Source organism: Bacillus sp. FSL K6-3312, from assembly GCF_038007485.1.
GTDB lineage: Bacteria > Bacillota > Bacilli > Bacillales > Bacillaceae > Bacillus > Bacillus pumilus.
On record NZ_JBBOXI010000001.1, the window covers coordinates 2,554,316 to 2,569,337 of the forward strand.

General features: G+C 44.0%; 14 protein-coding genes. 2 read left to right on the plus strand and 12 right to left on the minus strand.

The annotated features are described in order from the left end of the window. Window positions 1-28: 28 nt before the first annotated feature. The 10 genes from MHI11_RS13290 to proG form a co-directional block, all read right to left on the minus strand. A complete protein-coding gene (locus tag MHI11_RS13290; protein ID WP_065097116.1) occupies window positions 29-997 on the minus strand; it encodes an ABC transporter ATP-binding protein in 969 nt (322 codons plus the stop codon). Continuing rightward, window positions 987-1,904 (minus strand): C40 family peptidase, encoded by a 918-nt coding sequence (locus tag MHI11_RS13295; protein WP_065097115.1) that lies wholly within the window; start codon window positions 1,902-1,904, stop codon window positions 987-989. Before MHI11_RS13295 ends, MHI11_RS13290 begins: the two co-directional genes overlap by 11 nt. Further along, window positions 1,904-2,983: a mandelate racemase/muconate lactonizing enzyme family protein gene (locus tag MHI11_RS13300; RefSeq protein WP_065097114.1), complete on the minus strand. Its 1,080-nt coding sequence runs from the start codon at window positions 2,981-2,983 to the stop codon at window positions 1,904-1,906. Before MHI11_RS13300 ends, MHI11_RS13295 begins: the two co-directional genes overlap by 1 nt. Then, entirely contained in the window at window positions 2,980-3,921 is a 942-nt protein-coding gene (locus tag MHI11_RS13305; protein ID WP_185106998.1) for a S66 peptidase family protein, read from the minus strand. Before MHI11_RS13305 ends, MHI11_RS13300 begins: the two co-directional genes overlap by 4 nt. 113 nt (window positions 3,922-4,034) lie before the next feature. Continuing rightward, window positions 4,035-5,657 carry a peptide ABC transporter substrate-binding protein gene (locus MHI11_RS13310; RefSeq protein ID WP_268508054.1) on the minus strand — a complete coding sequence of 541 codons (1,623 nt, stop codon included), beginning with the start codon at window positions 5,655-5,657 and terminating at the stop codon, window positions 4,035-4,037. Continuing rightward, the gene (locus MHI11_RS13315) at window positions 5,657-6,667 is read right to left on the minus strand and encodes an ABC transporter ATP-binding protein (RefSeq protein ID WP_106067754.1); all 1,011 of its coding nucleotides are present in this window, start codon (window positions 6,665-6,667) and stop codon (window positions 5,657-5,659) included. The genes MHI11_RS13310 and MHI11_RS13315 overlap by 1 nt, the downstream gene beginning before the upstream one ends. A gap of 7 nt (window positions 6,668-6,674) precedes the next feature. After that, a complete protein-coding gene (locus MHI11_RS13320) occupies window positions 6,675-7,637 on the minus strand; it encodes an ABC transporter permease (RefSeq protein WP_340961210.1) in 963 nt (320 codons plus the stop codon). Then, window positions 7,634-8,569: an ABC transporter permease gene (locus MHI11_RS13325; protein WP_003211100.1), complete on the minus strand. Its 936-nt coding sequence runs from the start codon at window positions 8,567-8,569 to the stop codon at window positions 7,634-7,636. Before MHI11_RS13325 ends, MHI11_RS13320 begins: the two co-directional genes overlap by 4 nt. A gap of 18 nt (window positions 8,570-8,587) precedes the next feature. Continuing rightward, on the minus strand, window positions 8,588-9,412 hold the full coding sequence (locus MHI11_RS13330; RefSeq protein WP_044138914.1) for a M55 family metallopeptidase: 825 nt from the start codon (window positions 9,410-9,412) through the stop codon (window positions 8,588-8,590). 189 nt (window positions 9,413-9,601) lie between these two features. After that, complete coding sequence (gene proG, locus MHI11_RS13335; protein WP_340961211.1) at window positions 9,602-10,426, minus strand: pyrroline-5-carboxylate reductase ProG; 825 nt, start codon at window positions 10,424-10,426, stop codon at window positions 9,602-9,604. Between the two features lie 168 nt (window positions 10,427-10,594). On the opposite strand from proG, the gene MHI11_RS13340 reads away from it, so the two are divergent. Then, window positions 10,595-11,911: a trypsin-like peptidase domain-containing protein gene (locus tag MHI11_RS13340; protein ID WP_044138916.1), complete on the plus strand. Its 1,317-nt coding sequence runs from the start codon at window positions 10,595-10,597 to the stop codon at window positions 11,909-11,911. Between the two features lie 135 nt (window positions 11,912-12,046). On the opposite strand, the gene MHI11_RS13345 is transcribed toward MHI11_RS13340, so the two are convergent. Continuing rightward, window positions 12,047-13,003: a ring-cleaving dioxygenase gene (locus MHI11_RS13345; protein WP_044138917.1), complete on the minus strand. Its 957-nt coding sequence runs from the start codon at window positions 13,001-13,003 to the stop codon at window positions 12,047-12,049. A gap of 318 nt (window positions 13,004-13,321) precedes the next feature. Here MHI11_RS13345 and MHI11_RS13350 point away from each other — a divergent pair, with 318 nt between their 5' ends. After that, window positions 13,322-14,647, plus strand: coding sequence for an APC family permease (locus MHI11_RS13350; protein WP_044138919.1), 1,326 nt, complete (start codon window positions 13,322-13,324; stop codon window positions 14,645-14,647). Here the strand turns inward: MHI11_RS13350 and MHI11_RS13355 are convergent, their stop codons facing one another. Then, window positions 14,648-14,986 carry a bh protein gene (locus tag MHI11_RS13355; RefSeq protein ID WP_044138921.1) on the minus strand — a complete coding sequence of 113 codons (339 nt, stop codon included), beginning with the start codon at window positions 14,984-14,986 and terminating at the stop codon, window positions 14,648-14,650. Window positions 14,987-15,022 lie beyond the last annotated feature (36 nt).

Sequence of the window (15,022 nt, forward strand, 5' to 3'; positions counted from 1 at the left end):
TACTTGCTGGCTTTTTATCTGCCTATTTTTATGTCCGATCGTATAAATGACAGGCGACATCATGCCCTTCTTCTACTGCTTGTAATATTGGCTTTTTTTCAGCACACACATCCATCGCTGCAGGACACCTTGTTCGAAATACACAGCCGCTTGGCGGGTTCACTGGACTTGGAATTTCTCCTTTTAAAATGAACCTTTTGCGCTTGTCCTCCACGTCAGGATCTGGAATGGGGATCGCAGACAGCAATGCTTGTGTATAGGGGTGCAGCGGTGTTTGATATAACGTATCACTGCTGGTCAATTCGACGAGATGACCTAAATACATGACACCGATTCGGTCGCTAATATATTTGACCATCGACAAGTCATGCGCAATAAAGAGAAATGTCAGCCCTTCCTCCTTTTGCAGTTTCTTCAGCAAATTCACGACCTGCGCTTGAACAGAGACATCTAGTGCAGAAATTGGTTCATCTGCCACAATAAATTTCGGCGCTAAGGCGAGTGCTCTTGCAATACCGATTCTCTGCCTCTGTCCTCCGCTGAATTCATGAGGATAGCGCGTGGCAAAGTCATAGCTAAGTCCAACAGCTTCCAGTAGTTCTTTCACCCGGGCAACCCTTTTCTTTTGACTCCCATAAAGGTTATGAATCTCCATTGGCTCCAGCATAATATCTTTTACAGACAGCCGCGGATTTAAGGAGGAATACGGATCTTGAAACACCATTTGAATTTGCCGATTAAAATCAAATGATTCTTTTTGAGAAAGGTGATGAAGGCTTTTCCCTTCATATAAGGCTTCCCCATCTGTCGGTTCATAAAGACGCATAAGCACTTTTCCAAGTGTGGATTTCCCGCAGCCGGACTCGCCAACAAGGCCAAATGTTTCGCCTTGTTTCAGCTGAAAGGAGACACCGTCTAGCGCTTTTAGCGTTCTTCCTTTCGATAGATGAAAATGTTTTTTGAGATTGTTTACTTGTAAAAGTGGTTCAACTGCCATGACCTTTGCTCCTCTCGCTTGGCAAATACCGTCTTGCACCTGCCCATTCTTTTTCATATGAAGTGCCAGCAAGGGAAAGAAGTTCAATTTCTCTGCCGGTTTTAGGCGAATGAAGCATCATACCGTCACCTGCGTAGATCCCAACATGGCGGACTGCTCCCTTTCCGTTGTCATTGGCGAAAAACAATAAGTCGCCTTGTTCTAAATGGCTTGATGCGACCGGTGTTCCTTGCACTGCTTGGTCACTTGCGTCCCTCGGCAAAAGATATCCGCACGCTTTATACATGCTGTAAGCAAAGCCCGAACAGTCATAGCCAAAGCTGCTCATGCCGCCCCATAAATACGAAAGACCAATAAATTGTTTTCCCTTGTCTACAACATCTTTGCCGGCCATAGAAAAAATGGATGAAACTGGCTGCACATCTGCTTTATTGATTTCTCTCGTCCCTGCTGGTGTGACAACACGAAAGCAATCACTCGTTTCTTCTACAGCTGCGAGCTCTGTTAAAAAACTAATTTCCATGTCCGCTTGCCCGTTTCGATAGAGCATGGCTTTTTTCTGACAAACGATATGAGATATAGTTGGTGCACTTCCTTCTGTCACTTGCTTTAGTTGGTTCGCAGGTATATAGCCAGGATAGCCTTGTGGGTGTTTCCGGCTGGCCTGCTGCGGAATAACGACTTTCATCCAGCCGTCTGTTTCTTCTAAGCCAATGACTCGTTCACCGAGCAGTACTTGCGACTGGATCAGATTTTCTTCACATAAAGCCAGTTTTTCTTCATATGTTTGCTTGTCAATCCACTCTTTGAATTTGAAGGAGCTCTGAAGTACCTTTTGATCGATTTCTCTCGGTGACTGCGGCGCTGTCCATACGTTCGCAACTGCAACCTTTGATTCAAATATCATCATGAGACTCCTTTCACTCCTTGAATGCCTAACCCATGATGCGGCGGGAAAAAGATATCTTTTCCTTTGTACACGATTCCTCCGTCCACCATGTCCTCTTTTAGCATGAGCGGGGCATCAAAATCATAGCGGGTGATATTTGGCTGGCTGGCGGCGAGATGAGCGGCTGCTGTAATGCCAAGTTTTGACTCAATCATGCTGCCAACCATGCACTTTACGCCGTATGCTTCTGCCAAAGCATTGATTTTTAAGGCTTCTTTTATGCCGCCTGATTTCATTAATTTTAAATTGATTAAATCACAGCTTCTCGTTTCAAGCACCTTGATCGCATCATGAAAACTGAAAATGCTTTCGTCTGCCATAATCAGTGTATTTGTTGCCTGCGTCACACGGCGCAGACCTTCGATATCTTCTTTTGGCACTGGTTGCTCGACTAGTTCGATATTCAGTGATTCCATTTTCCGAATGGCTACAACCGCTTCCTTCCACGTCCAGCCCTGGTTCGCATCGAGCCTAATCTGAATATCCGGCCCGATCTTTTCTCGAATTCGCTTGATACGCTGAATATCCGTGTCTATATCATCTTTTCCTACCTTGATCTTTAATGTCTGAAAGCCTTCTGCTGCGTATTGCTTCGCATCTTCCGCCATCTCAAGCGGACGGTTTACACTGACCGTATAATCGGTTTCAAGCTGACTGCGATATCCGCCAAGGTATTGATAAAGCGGAAGCCCTGCCTGCTTCGCTAAACCATCATAAATGGCCATGTCAACCGCTGCCTTTGCGCTTGTGTTGCAAGCGAGCACCCGGTTCATATGAGAAAAAATTTGTTCATATTCTGACAAGGAAGCTCCAAGCAAAATCGGTCTGATCACTTCGCAGATGGCATAGTCGATGCTTTCCAGCGTTTCACCTGTAATCACCGTTGTCGGGACTGCTTCTCCGTAGCTGACGTCACCTTGATCATATGTGATGATAACGATCAGAGATACTGCGTCATACACCGTTCGTAAAGCGGTTTTGAAAGGCTTTTTTAGCGGTACACTCATTCTGCATGTACGAACATCGACGATTTTCATTTGATCGCCTCTTTCGCTGCAACGCCTGGAGAAATATGCAGTTTTTTTCCTGTCGCATCTAATGCAGCCTGCGTGCCCATTGGAATGGCAAAGTTCGGCGAAGAATGACCGATTCGGAAGCCCCCAAGTGTAGGTTTCTTTTGCGGGACAATATAGGTGTCCCATACTTGATTCAATGTGAGAGACTGATCTTTCTTTTTTGGCTCACATTGATGAAAATCTCCAATGATGAATCCAGCCGCATCATCCAATTTTCCAGCAGATTTGAGGTGCTGCATCATTCGATCGATTTTATAGGGCTCTTCGTCAATATCTTCAATGAACAATAGCTTTCCCTTCGTATCGATTTCAAAAGGCGTACCAAGTGTTGTCACGATGAGGGCAAGATTTCCTCCTACAATCTCACCTGAAGCGGTGCCCGGATAGAAAGTATGAAGGGGTGACAAGTGGTGCGCATACGTAAAAGCTTTCGGTGCGAACAGCTGTAAAAAGGTATCTTTCGTATAAGGATGGACCTCCTCAAGTCCCACATCAGAGGAAAGCATTGGCCCATGAAACGTCACAAGACCCGTCTGCTGCTGGATGGCCGTATGTAAAAACGTAATATCACTATAGCCCCAAAAGATTTTTGGATTCCGGCGAATGAGGTCATAGTCAATGGCTTCCGCAAGTCTGCCAGTCCCGTATCCTCCGCAAGCACAAATAACCGCCTTCACTTCTGGATCTTGAAACATACGATGGAGATCATCCACTCTTTCATGATCATGACCTGCTAAACACCCATAACGGCGGCCCAAATACTTCCCTTTTTTCACCTTTAGCCCGAGGCTTTCTAAAAAGGCAATCCCTTTTGCTAATTTCAGCTCATCAGGCGGGCTTGCTGGTGCAATAATCCCCACCGTATCCCCTGTTTGAAGTGCCACTGGCAGCTGGCTCATGCCATATCCCCTCTTTCTCTTTATTTCTTTCAATCTATGGGTTTCTGCTTCATAACATGAACGAATATAAAGGAACAGACGCTTTTATCTAAAAGCGTCTTTTGATCCTAATATTACTCTCCATCTACTTGTGCCCATTTCAAATCGATATACCCAACAGGGTGACGGACAATCCCCTTCACGCCTTCTTTTTGTAAATGAACTTGGTTATAAAAATGAATCGGAATGATCGGTGCTTCTTCAATGAGAAGTGCCTCTGCATCATGAAGGATGTTGTTTCTCTTTTGTTCGTCTGCTTCCTGGCTCGCCTTCTTGATCAGTTGGTCATAGGTATCGTTTGACCATCCTGTCCGGTTCATGGCATTCCCTGTTTGAAAGCTCTCTAAGAAATTGATCGGATCTGCATAGTCTGCTAAAAATGAACTTTGTGAGAATTGGAATTTCAGTGCCTTTTGATCTTCTGCAAATACATTGGCTTCCATGTTTGCAAGCTTCACATCTACACCTAGCGCTTCTTTCAGCTGCTGCTGGATGGCTTCAGCTTTTTTCTTGTTCTCAGGCTTTGTACTATATGTCAATGTGACGGCTGGCAGTTTTGAATAGTTCTCTTCTTTCAGCCCTTTTTCTAGTAGCTTCGCAGCTTCACTCTTATCATTCTTCACAAGATCACCGCCAGCTTTTCTGAAATCTTCACCCTTTGAATCAAGAATGCCTGGCGAGACGAAGGCACGTGCTGGCTTCTCTTCATTTTTCGTTACATAATCCACGATATCTTGCGGGTTGATCGCCATTTGAAAAGCTTTGCGGATGTTCTTATTTTGAAAAGGTTCCATGTTCACATTCAGACGATAAAAGAACAATCCAGCCTGGTCTTCAATTTGTACATCTTTATTTTTCAGCAGGTTTTCACTTTGCTCTGCTGGGACAAAGGCAGTATCTAAATCTCCTGATTGATACATTTGATAGTCTGTGTTTCGATCACTGATCATCAGCCACTTCACTTGATCCAGCTTGACTGTTTTTTTGTCCCAATACGTCTCACTTTTTTCCATTGTGAAGCTCTCATCATGCTTCCACTCTGTCAGCTTGAACGGTCCATTTCCGACAAAGGTTTTGGCGTCTTTTGCCCAGTTTGGGTCCTTCTTAGCTACCTGTTCATTGACAGGAAAAAAAGCAGGGTTTGCGGTCATATTTAAGAACGATTTCTGCGGATATGCCAGTGTGACCTTGAGCGTTTTGTCATTTACAGCGCTGACTTTCACGTCTTCTTTCTTTCCTTTTCCGCTGTTAAATGCCTCTCCGCCTTCAATCATGTAGGCTAGGAACGATGCAGATGAGCCTGTTTTCGGATCAAGCAGCCGCTTCCACGCATATTCAAAGTCACTCGCTTTCACTGGATCACCATTTGACCACTTGATGCCATCTCTTAAATGGAACGTGTACGTTTTTCCATCCTCTGAAATCTCCCATTTTTCAGCCATTGCAGGAGATGGTTCCTGCTTTTCATTTAGTCTTGTTAATCCCTCCATTAAGTTATTGAGTCCTTGCCACGATACATTATTAAAACCAATCGGCGGATCAAACGACGTCGGTTCATTTTCGTTATTTAAGGTTAATACTTTCTTTTCACCCTGATTGCTTGATGATCCTTTCCCTGCCTGCTCATTGGCTGTACATCCTGCGAGCAGCATGATCGTGAACAAACATATACTGATGATCCACCCTTTTTTTTTCATCAAAAACTCCCCCTTTGTGTTGAAGATAAAACCGTTTGATTCGCTCGCTCATCTTGGAGCCAGCAATGCACTGTGTGGGTAGGTGACCGCTGCGTTTCGTGCGGCATGATATGATCACATACCTTCATGGCGGACGGGCAGCGATCTGTATACGGACAGCCCTTTGGCGGAGCAAATAAATCGGGTGGGCTTCCTTCAATTGGAATGAGTTCATCTTTCATATCAAGTCTTGGAACGGATTGCAGAAGTCCTTTTGTATAAGGATGCTGCGGACTGTAAAAAATATCTCGCCTCGTTCCGACCTCTACCATTTTCCCTCCGTACATGACCGCCACTCGGTCTGCGACTTGGGCGACGACTCCTAAATCATGTGTGATTAAAATAATGGTGACACCTGTTTTTCTCTGAATCTCTTTAAACAGCTCTAATATTTGTGCCTGTATGGTCACATCCAGCGCTGTCGTTGGTTCATCAGCAATCAGAACTTTGGGCTCGCAAATCAGTGCCATGGCAATCATGAGCCGCTGCCTCATTCCCCCGCTGAACTGATGAGGGTATTGCTTTAGCCTTTCCTTCGGCTGCGGAATGCCGACCAAATCAAGCATTCGGATGGCGGCTTCTTTCACTTCTTTTTTCGTCAGCTTTTGGTGCTCCTTTGCCGCCTCCATGAGCTGATCGCCGATTGTCAAGGTTGGGTTCAGTGCGGTCATTGGATCTTGGAAGATCATCGAAATATCGACACCTCGTATGGCGCGCATTTCTTTTTCAGATAATGACAGCAAATTGCGGTCTTCAAACCAGATTTCTCCCTGATCAACATGAGCACTGTATGCTGGCAGCAGCCTCATGATGCTTTGTGAAGTCACACTTTTCCCGCAGCCTGACTCTCCTACAATGGCAAGGGTTTCTTTTTCATATACATCCACATTCACTCCGCGTACCGCTCGAACTGAGCCGCCATATGTCCGAAAGCTGACGTGCAGATCGATGATTTGTAGAACTTTTTTCAAAGCGCCATCACCTCTTCATCTTCGGATCAAGCGCATCTTGCAAGCCATCACCTAAATTGTTAAAGCAAAACATCGTGAGTGAAATAAAAAACGCAGGGAAAAATAAACGCCACCAATGCCCGTTATCTGACAGCACTGTCGGCAGCGCATCACTCGCCATCACGCCCCAGCTTGCAAACGGTGCTTGAATGCCTAAACCAAGAAAGCTTAGGAACGCTTCTGCAAATATCGCGGTCGGTACAGTTAAGGTCATCTGAACGATAATCGGCCCCATCGTATTCGGCAGCAGGTTGCGGCGAATGATACGAAGGCTCTTTGCACCAAAGGTTTTTGAGGCAAGGACATATTCCTGGCTTTTCAGCTGAAGAACTTGACCTCTCACGATTCTTGCCATTCCAATCCATCCGGTGACAGTGAGCGCTACAATAATGGTGACAAGCCCTGGTCCCATCAGAACCATCAATAAAATGACAACAAGTAAATAAGGAAGTCCGTAGAGCACCTCGACGATTCGCATCATGACATGGTCATATCTCCCGCCCTTATAACCGGCAATCCCTCCATAGATCACGCCGATGGCAAAATCAATCAAGGCTGCCATGACGCCTACAAATAACGAAATACGCGCCCCGTACCATGTACGCGTGAACACATCTCGTCCAAGCTCATCCGTTCCGAACCAGTGAGCAGCGGATGGCGGCAGATTTTGCATCGAAAGACGCTGCTCTGTCACGCTATTAAGTGCAAGCAATGGGCCTAATAGTGCCATGATAAAAAGAAAAATCAATACCGATAGACTAAACATCGCAAGCTTATTTTGCTTCAGTCGTCTCCATGTGTCTGCCCAATACGAAAGAGAGGGTCTTTTAATGGCATGGGCCTCCGTTTTCTTTTGCTCTCTCGGAGAAAACCATTCGTCCGGCACTTCATGATGCGGATTCGGTTGATCCTGCTGCAAATGTATACTCATGCCTTTCCTCCTTTCTGATGCAGCTGAATCCTTGGATCAAGCAGGCGATACGCCACATCAACAATGAAAAGAAGTGTGATTAAAATGATGCTGTAAAAAACAGTGGTTCCCATGATGACAGGATAATCACGGTTGTTAATACTCTCGACAAAGTATTTTCCCATGCCAGGAATCGCAAATATTTTTTCAATGACAAAGCTTCCTGTTAAAATGCTTGCGACAAGCGTGCCAAGAATGGTCACAACAGGCAAAAGCGCATTTCGAAGCGCATGTTTGAACACAATTTTAAAGGGAGAAAGTCCTTTTGCTTTAGCAGTGCGAATATAGTCCTGAGACAGCACTTCAATCATGCTCGATCTTGTTAACCGGGCAATAATGGCCATCGGACTAACGGCAAGAGCAATGGTCGGTAGCACCATATGCATCGGACTTGTCCACATCGCTGTAGGAAAGAGCTTCAAATTCACAGCAAGCTGCTGAATTAATAAAGTAGCAAAGATAAAGTTTGGAATGGATATACCGAAAACAGCAATGGTCATGGCGATATAATCAATCAAGCCATTGTGCCGGAGGGCAGCCATGACCCCTAGCAGGATGCCGGAGATGACAGCAATCAATATTGAGATAAGACCAAGTTCTAATGAGACTGGGAAGCCTCTCGCCAATAGATCATTGACACTTTCAGAAGGCTTTTTAATGGAAGGACCAAAATCAAAGGTAACGATGGATTTTAAATAGATGACATATTGAACATACAGTGGTTCGTCTAAGTGATAGTAGCTTTCGAGGTTTCGCTGGACGGTTTCGTTTGTATTTCGTTCTTCATTGAAGGGCGATCCTGGGATGACCTTCATTAAAATAAACGTTAACGTCGTAATCGTTAAGATCGTGGCAATCATCGCAATAAAACGCTTGAGCAAAAAGCTGGTCATCTGCCGTCTCCCCCTCGCTTAACAAAATGTTGTACGTGCGGCAAGCTCTGTCATGACAAGCATCGCTTGGTAGGCTTCTAATATATTCTCTGCTTGATACGTCACCGTTGTTGTCCCTTCAATAATGGCAGTACCAGGCATTAGATTCGCCCATTCAGCTTGTCCATAATTGGCAAACTCGATCTTCAGCAGCGGCTGATCAGGAGGCGTCAGCGGCTTGATGTGATGAATCTGTTTCATTGCGGCTTCCACTTGCTGTGAGATTTGTTGGTTGACTTTGGCAGGAGTGAGACATTTCACAGCAGATCTTGATATGGTCTCTTTCACTGCCACTGTTTTCACACCAGGCATCAGCTTTTCTGCTTCAAGTGCTGCTTGATCATCTCCGCAAACAAGAATCACCGGCACACCATAGTAGCCTGCAACATACGCATTAAAGCCCATTTCACCAATTGGATGATCATTTATGTAAAAATGTCGGACACCAAAAATCATACTGTGAGACATCACACCTTTCATAGACGCCCTCGCATGATAGCCTAAAAAAACAGCAGCATCATAGGTTTGATCTAACCCTTGAACCATTGAATAAGGCTTGACGTCACCAGATATAAGAGATGCTTCTTCATGCAATTCTTCAATCAACAAATTATTCATTTTAGAATGACTGTCATTGACCAAAATATCCGTTGCGCCATGCTGAAGAAGTGCCTCCACACAGGCATTCACTTCACCCGTCATGATCTTTCTGCCCCGTTCATAATTGTGCTGACGGGCATCGACAAATGTATGATCAGCTAGACCAGTAATCCCCTCCATATCGACAGATACATAGAGCTTCATCCCCATCCCCCTTTAATTAAACTTAAAATTTGTGTATATTTTTCTAAATTTTCTAAAAAATTATATGATTACTTGATTGATTTTTCAATACAATGTCTGAAAATAAGGAAATTAGACTCAGTTAATACAGGTCAATAGACTTAATGAAAAAGGATTTTTTTAACAAACAAAACACCACTAACTGTGTCTTTAGTGGTGTTTGTCCGCTTCGTTAATCTGTGATTTCAGTTGTTCATATTTCTTCATGGTTTGTGTAAATAGATCATCAAACATCTGAGGTGCCTGCTTTTGAATCACCTCGGCGCCTTCTCCTGTAATGCCCCCTTTTGTCGCCACCCTATCGACAGTTTCAGCAAAGGTGAGGCCTCGTTCTACAAGGACTTGACCTGTGCCTAAAAGGGCATACGTTAAAAATTCATACGCTTCCTCTAAGGAAAGCTCACTATTTCTCACAGCGGCTCTCGCCATTTCTTCAAAAAGAGCCGCGATAAAACCAGGAGAGGAGCTCGTCAAGTTACTCGCCGCATCAATCCGGTCTTCCTCCACTTCACGTACGATGCTAAAAGCTGAAAGAAGACGGTGCAAACGTGCCTTTTCTTCCTCTCCAGCAGTTTCACCATGCGCAACAAGGGATATGCCCGTTCCAACAGCTGACGTGAGTGTTGGGATGTATCTGGAAATTGGTTGAGTCGTATGCTTTGATAACTTGTCTAACGTCACAGCCGCGGCTACTGATACAATATGGACCGATTTGGTTGCTGAAGGCAGTTGATCGAGTACATCAAGTACAGCAAGCGGCGGCACGCAGATAAAAAGTACTTCACATGACGCAGAAAGTTCGTCTAATGAGCAGATATTTATTTCTTGATGCTTGTCTTTGAGTTGAAGCAGGCGGTCCGTTTCACTTCTTGTATGGATCATGATTTGATGGGCATTGAGTACTTCTTTTTCCAGCCATTTTCGCACCATCATATCAGCCATACTTCCATATCCAATGATTCCAATTGTCTCCACAGTTTAATCTCCTCTATTTTGCTTAGATTCACTACTTATTTTAACAATTTCCCACAATGTTTTCATTTTTATCCCACACTTTTTTCTTACGATCAAGTCAGTATCCACCACAAAAGGTAAAACCCCTTAAATCCATACATGAAAAAATGATGAAAGAGAGTGATTTGAATGACACATCACAAAAATGAACAACAACCTTCTCAAGAACTTCAAACAACGGAACAGCCACAAAAACAAAAGAAGAAGCCAAACGGATGGTTTAAGCCATTTGTCAGCGGTGTTGTAGGCGGTACGCTGGCGTTAGGTGTGTACGTCCTTTCGCCATATGCCCAGCATGCATCAGACAACACAGCACATAATTCAGCAGCAAAAACAGAAGCTGTATCGACAAATGATACAAGTGCCAATTCGTCAAAAACAACCGCCGTCCAAACATCACATTCAACAAGCAACATCTCCAGCATGGTAGAAAATGTATCACCAGCCATTGTCGGCATTACAAACTACCAAGCGCAAAGTCAAACAGACATGAGCTTTGGCGATTTCAATACACCTTTTGATGAGTCACAGCAAAATAAAAGCAGTCAAGAGGAAAAAACAGGTACAGGCTCAGGAGTGATTTTCAAAAAATCCGGAAGTAAAGCCTATGTCTTAACAAACAACCACGTCATTGAAGGGGCAAATAAACTAACAATCTCCTTGCACGATGGCAAAACCGCCAAAGGTAAATTAGTCGGAGCTGACCCGCTGACTGACCTAGCAGTTGTAGAAATTAGCAGCAGTCATGTAACGAAGGTCGCGGCATTAGGCGATTCCTCCTCGCTGCGTGCTGGGGAAACCGTCATCGCGATCGGAAACCCGCTTGGTGAAGATCTATCAAGAACCGTGACCCAAGGAATTGTCAGCGGTGTCGACCGAACAGTCTCGATGAACACATCAGCAGGCGAAAGCAGCATTAATGTGATTCAAACAGATGCAGCTATTAACCCAGGAAACAGCGGCGGCCCGCTTCTTACGACAGATGGAAAGGTTGTGGGGATCACGAGTATGAAAATTTCTGAAACAGGTGTTGAAGGCATTGGATTCGCACTTCCAATCAATGATGTCAAACCAATCGCCGATCAGCTTCTCGCAAAAGGAAAGATTGAGCGTCCATATATCGGCATCAGCATGCTGGATCTCGAACAAGTCCCGGACGTGTATCAGAAAGAAACACTCGGTCTCAAAAATAGTCAGCTTGATCAAGGCGTATACGTCAAAGAAATCGCCGCAGGCTCACCTGCCGCCAAAGCCGGCTTAAAGTCAGAGGATGTCATTACCGCCATCAATGGGAAACAAATCAAAACCGGAAGTGAATTACGTCATGAGCTATACACGAATACAAAGATTGGAGACACCGTGAGCATCACACTCATTCGAAACGGAAAAGAAGAAACGAAGAAGGTGACATTAACACAAACTGAATCTAAGCAGATAAGTTCCTAATGCAAAAAGAAGGGCTAAAATCATCTGGATTTTAGCCCTTTTTTCTTTTCAGCGTGATAGAAAACCTTTGCAGATCTGACAAAGAATGTGAGGGTTTGTCTATACGCTGAGCAGCTCATGAATGAGCTGCTTTTATTATGATGACTGAATTGGCGTTAATCTCTGTTCTATTTCTGCTCGTTTGTGCTCTAGAAATGGCGGAAGGGCTAATTGATCGCCAAGCTCATCTACTCCTTCGTCGACTGTAAATCCAGGGCCGTCTGTTGAGATTTCAAATAAGATACCATTCGGTTCTCTAAAGTAAAGGGCTTTAAAGTAGAAACGTTCCACAACACCAGAGTTCGTGAAGCCTGCTTTTGATATTTTGTCATACCATTTTTCCAGTTCCTCTGCATCTTCCACGCGAAAGGCTACGTGATGCACACTTCCTCTGCCAGAACGCTCAGAAGGCCCTTCCGTTTTTTCGATCACATGAATTTCTGTTCCAGCACCGCCATTTCCTGACTCAAAAATGGTCACGATCTCACCATCATTTGATTGTTCACGCGCTCTTTCGGTGAAGCCAAGGATATCTGTTAAAACACGAATCGTTTTGTCCGCTTCTGCAACGGTTAATTCCACTGGACCCAAGCCTCTAATGGCAAACTCTGCCGGGATATCATCATGCACTGGCGGTGAGCCTGCTTCTTGTGCGTTCGGTTCTACTGTTAAAAATAGCTGCTGCCCTTCTGGATCTTGAAAGCGCAAGGCAGGTCTACCCCCTCTTAAGGAAGCCGTTTCTTGCTGCACGCCTGTCTCTTCAAAACGCTTTTCCCAAAATGAAAGTGCTTCTTCAGAAGAAACGAGAAGGCCTGTGCTTGTGATCGCGTTTGTTCCTTTCAAACGACGGGCGAGCATTGGAATTTCAAAGAATGTGAGCTCCGTTCCCGGTGAAGCGACCTCATCTCCATAAAATAAGTGATACATAGATGGGTCATCCTGATTGACCGTTTTCTTTACAAGTTTTAAGCCAAGAATCTGGCGGTAGAAATCAACATTTTTTTGAGCATTGGCTGTTAATGCAGATACGTGGTGAATTCCATTGATTTTCATTACGTTCACTCCTCTTTCAAAATATCTCGAATTCAAGATAATATCCTTATGAATAAAATAGGTCATTTTTCAAGAAAAGTCAACCATTTGGCTAGATGTTCGGTTTCTAACGATAAAATTAACATTAAATTAAAAATAATCTTTTATTGTTCGTTTTTAACGAAACATTTACCCTGATATCTCCAATAAACGAACACTTTTAAATACAAATACGAAAATCAGAAAATTTTTTTAATTCTTGTTTTCCTAAAATCGTATTACAATGAACAAAATACATGTCACAGTAACGTACGAAAGTGATGCAGGAGGTCGCGAGTAATGAACAAAGAACAACCAGCGTTAAAACAGGACATCGGCTTATTTTTCGCCCTATCTCTTGTCATCGGGACGATTATCGGGTCCGGCGTCTTTATGAAGCCAGGCAACGTCCTTTCCTATTCAGGAAGCTCAGATATCGCATTATTCGCTTGGCTGCTAGGCGGCATTTTAACCCTTGCAGGCGGACTCACTGTTGCTGAAATTGGTACACAAATCCCCCGGACTGGCGGATTGTATGCCTACCTTGAAGAAGTGTATGGTGAGTTTTGGGGCTATTTATGCGGCTGGGTGCAGATTATCATTTACGGACCTGCCATCATCGGTGCACTCGGTCTTTATTTTGGTTCATTGTTAGCCAATTTATTTTCTCTTTCTTCTTTATGGTCGACAACAATCGGCATTATCACTGTTTTATTTTTATGTTTGATTAACATCATGGGAACAAAATACGGCGGTTTTGTACAAGGACTGACCACCATCGGAAAGCTTGTCCCGATTGCCGCTATTATTGTGTTTGGCTTATGGAAAGGAAACGAAAATATTTTTATGGCTGTCAATGATAGCATCGCTCAAATGAACTTCGGTGCAGCGATCCTAGCTACGCTTTTTGCCTATGATGGCTGGATATTGCTTGCAGCACTTGGCGGTGAAATGAAAAACCCAGAGAAGCTGCTTCCTCGTGCAATGGCAGGCGGGATTTTAATCGTCACGGCTTGCTATCTCTTTATTAATGTCGCTCTTTTGCACGTGTTACCAGCAGATCAAATCGTACAGCTTGGAGAAAATGCGACAAGTACTGCTGCGACAATGCTCTTTGGACCAATCGGCGGTAAGGTCATTAGTATCGGCATCATCATTAGTATCTTTGGCTGTTTGAACGGAAAGGTTCTTTCATTCCCACGTGTGATTTTCGCGATGGCAGAGCGAAAGCAAATTCCTTTCGCAAACTCGATCTCACGTATTCACCCTACATTTAAAACACCGTGGATTGCTGTATTTGTACAAATTTTGATCGCCATTGTGTTTATGGTCGTCAGCAATCCAGAAAAGCTGTCAGAGGTTTCGATCTTCATGATCTACATCTTTTATGTCATGGCCTTTTTCGCAGTCTTTAAACTGAGAAAACAAAACAAAGGAATGGAGCGTGCTTATAGCGTACCACTTTATCCGCTCACACCAATCGTTGCGATTATCGGTTCTTTATTCGTCTTAATCAGCACCATGATCACCGACTGGAAAAGCTGTCTCATCTCTATGCTGATCGGGATTGCTGGACTGCCTATTTATTATTATATGAAAAAAACACACAAAAAAGCAGAGCGTTAATCAGCTCTGCTTTTTTTTATATTGCTTAATCACTTTGTATGATTCGTTTAAATATCTCATGAGCCGGTATGGCTTACTAAGCACGCGGATTGGGAGTCTTGAGATAAATCCATTCAAATTCGCCTTGTATTCCTGCGTCATCCGCTTTGGCTTTGTCGCAATTTTTTCGTATACTTCTTTGTAAAATTCCTTCATGATGTCGACTTGCACACTGATCTTCTGATGACACTCTGTACACTCAACGCTTTTCATCTGATCATTCACATAAACGATGCTGTGGAGGGTCTCTTCTTGGCACCGAGTACAATGTAGGTTTGCTTCCATTTCGGTTTTCTTCAAGATACACAGCTCCTTTCTCGTTTGATGTTGCTCTTT

Coding starts and splice junctions, on each gene's coding strand:
- MHI11_RS13290 (WP_065097116.1), bottom strand. CDS start 997: ATGGCAGTTGAACCACTTTTACAAGTAAACAATCTCAAAAAACATTTT.
- MHI11_RS13295 (WP_065097115.1), bottom strand. CDS start 1,904: ATGATATTTGAATCAAAGGTTGCAGTTGCGAACGTATGGACAGCGCCG.
- MHI11_RS13300 (WP_065097114.1), bottom strand. CDS start 2,983: ATGAAAATCGTCGATGTTCGTACATGCAGAATGAGTGTACCGCTAAAA.
- MHI11_RS13305 (WP_185106998.1), bottom strand. CDS start 3,921: ATGAGCCAGCTGCCAGTGGCACTTCAAACAGGGGATACGGTGGGGATT.
- MHI11_RS13310 (WP_268508054.1), bottom strand. CDS start 5,657: ATGAAAAAAAAAGGGTGGATCATCAGTATATGTTTGTTCACGATCATG.
- MHI11_RS13320 (WP_340961210.1), bottom strand. CDS start 7,637: ATGAGTATACATTTGCAGCAGGATCAACCGAATCCGCATCATGAAGTG.
- MHI11_RS13325 (WP_003211100.1), bottom strand. CDS start 8,569: ATGACCAGCTTTTTGCTCAAGCGTTTTATTGCGATGATTGCCACGATC.
- MHI11_RS13330 (WP_044138914.1), bottom strand. CDS start 9,412: ATGAAGCTCTATGTATCTGTCGATATGGAGGGGATTACTGGTCTAGCT.
- MHI11_RS13340 (WP_044138916.1), top strand. CDS start 10,595: ATGACACATCACAAAAATGAACAACAACCTTCTCAAGAACTTCAAACA.
- MHI11_RS13345 (WP_044138917.1), bottom strand. CDS start 13,003: ATGAAAATCAATGGAATTCACCACGTATCTGCATTAACAGCCAATGCT.
- MHI11_RS13350 (WP_044138919.1), top strand. CDS start 13,322: ATGAACAAAGAACAACCAGCGTTAAAACAGGACATCGGCTTATTTTTC.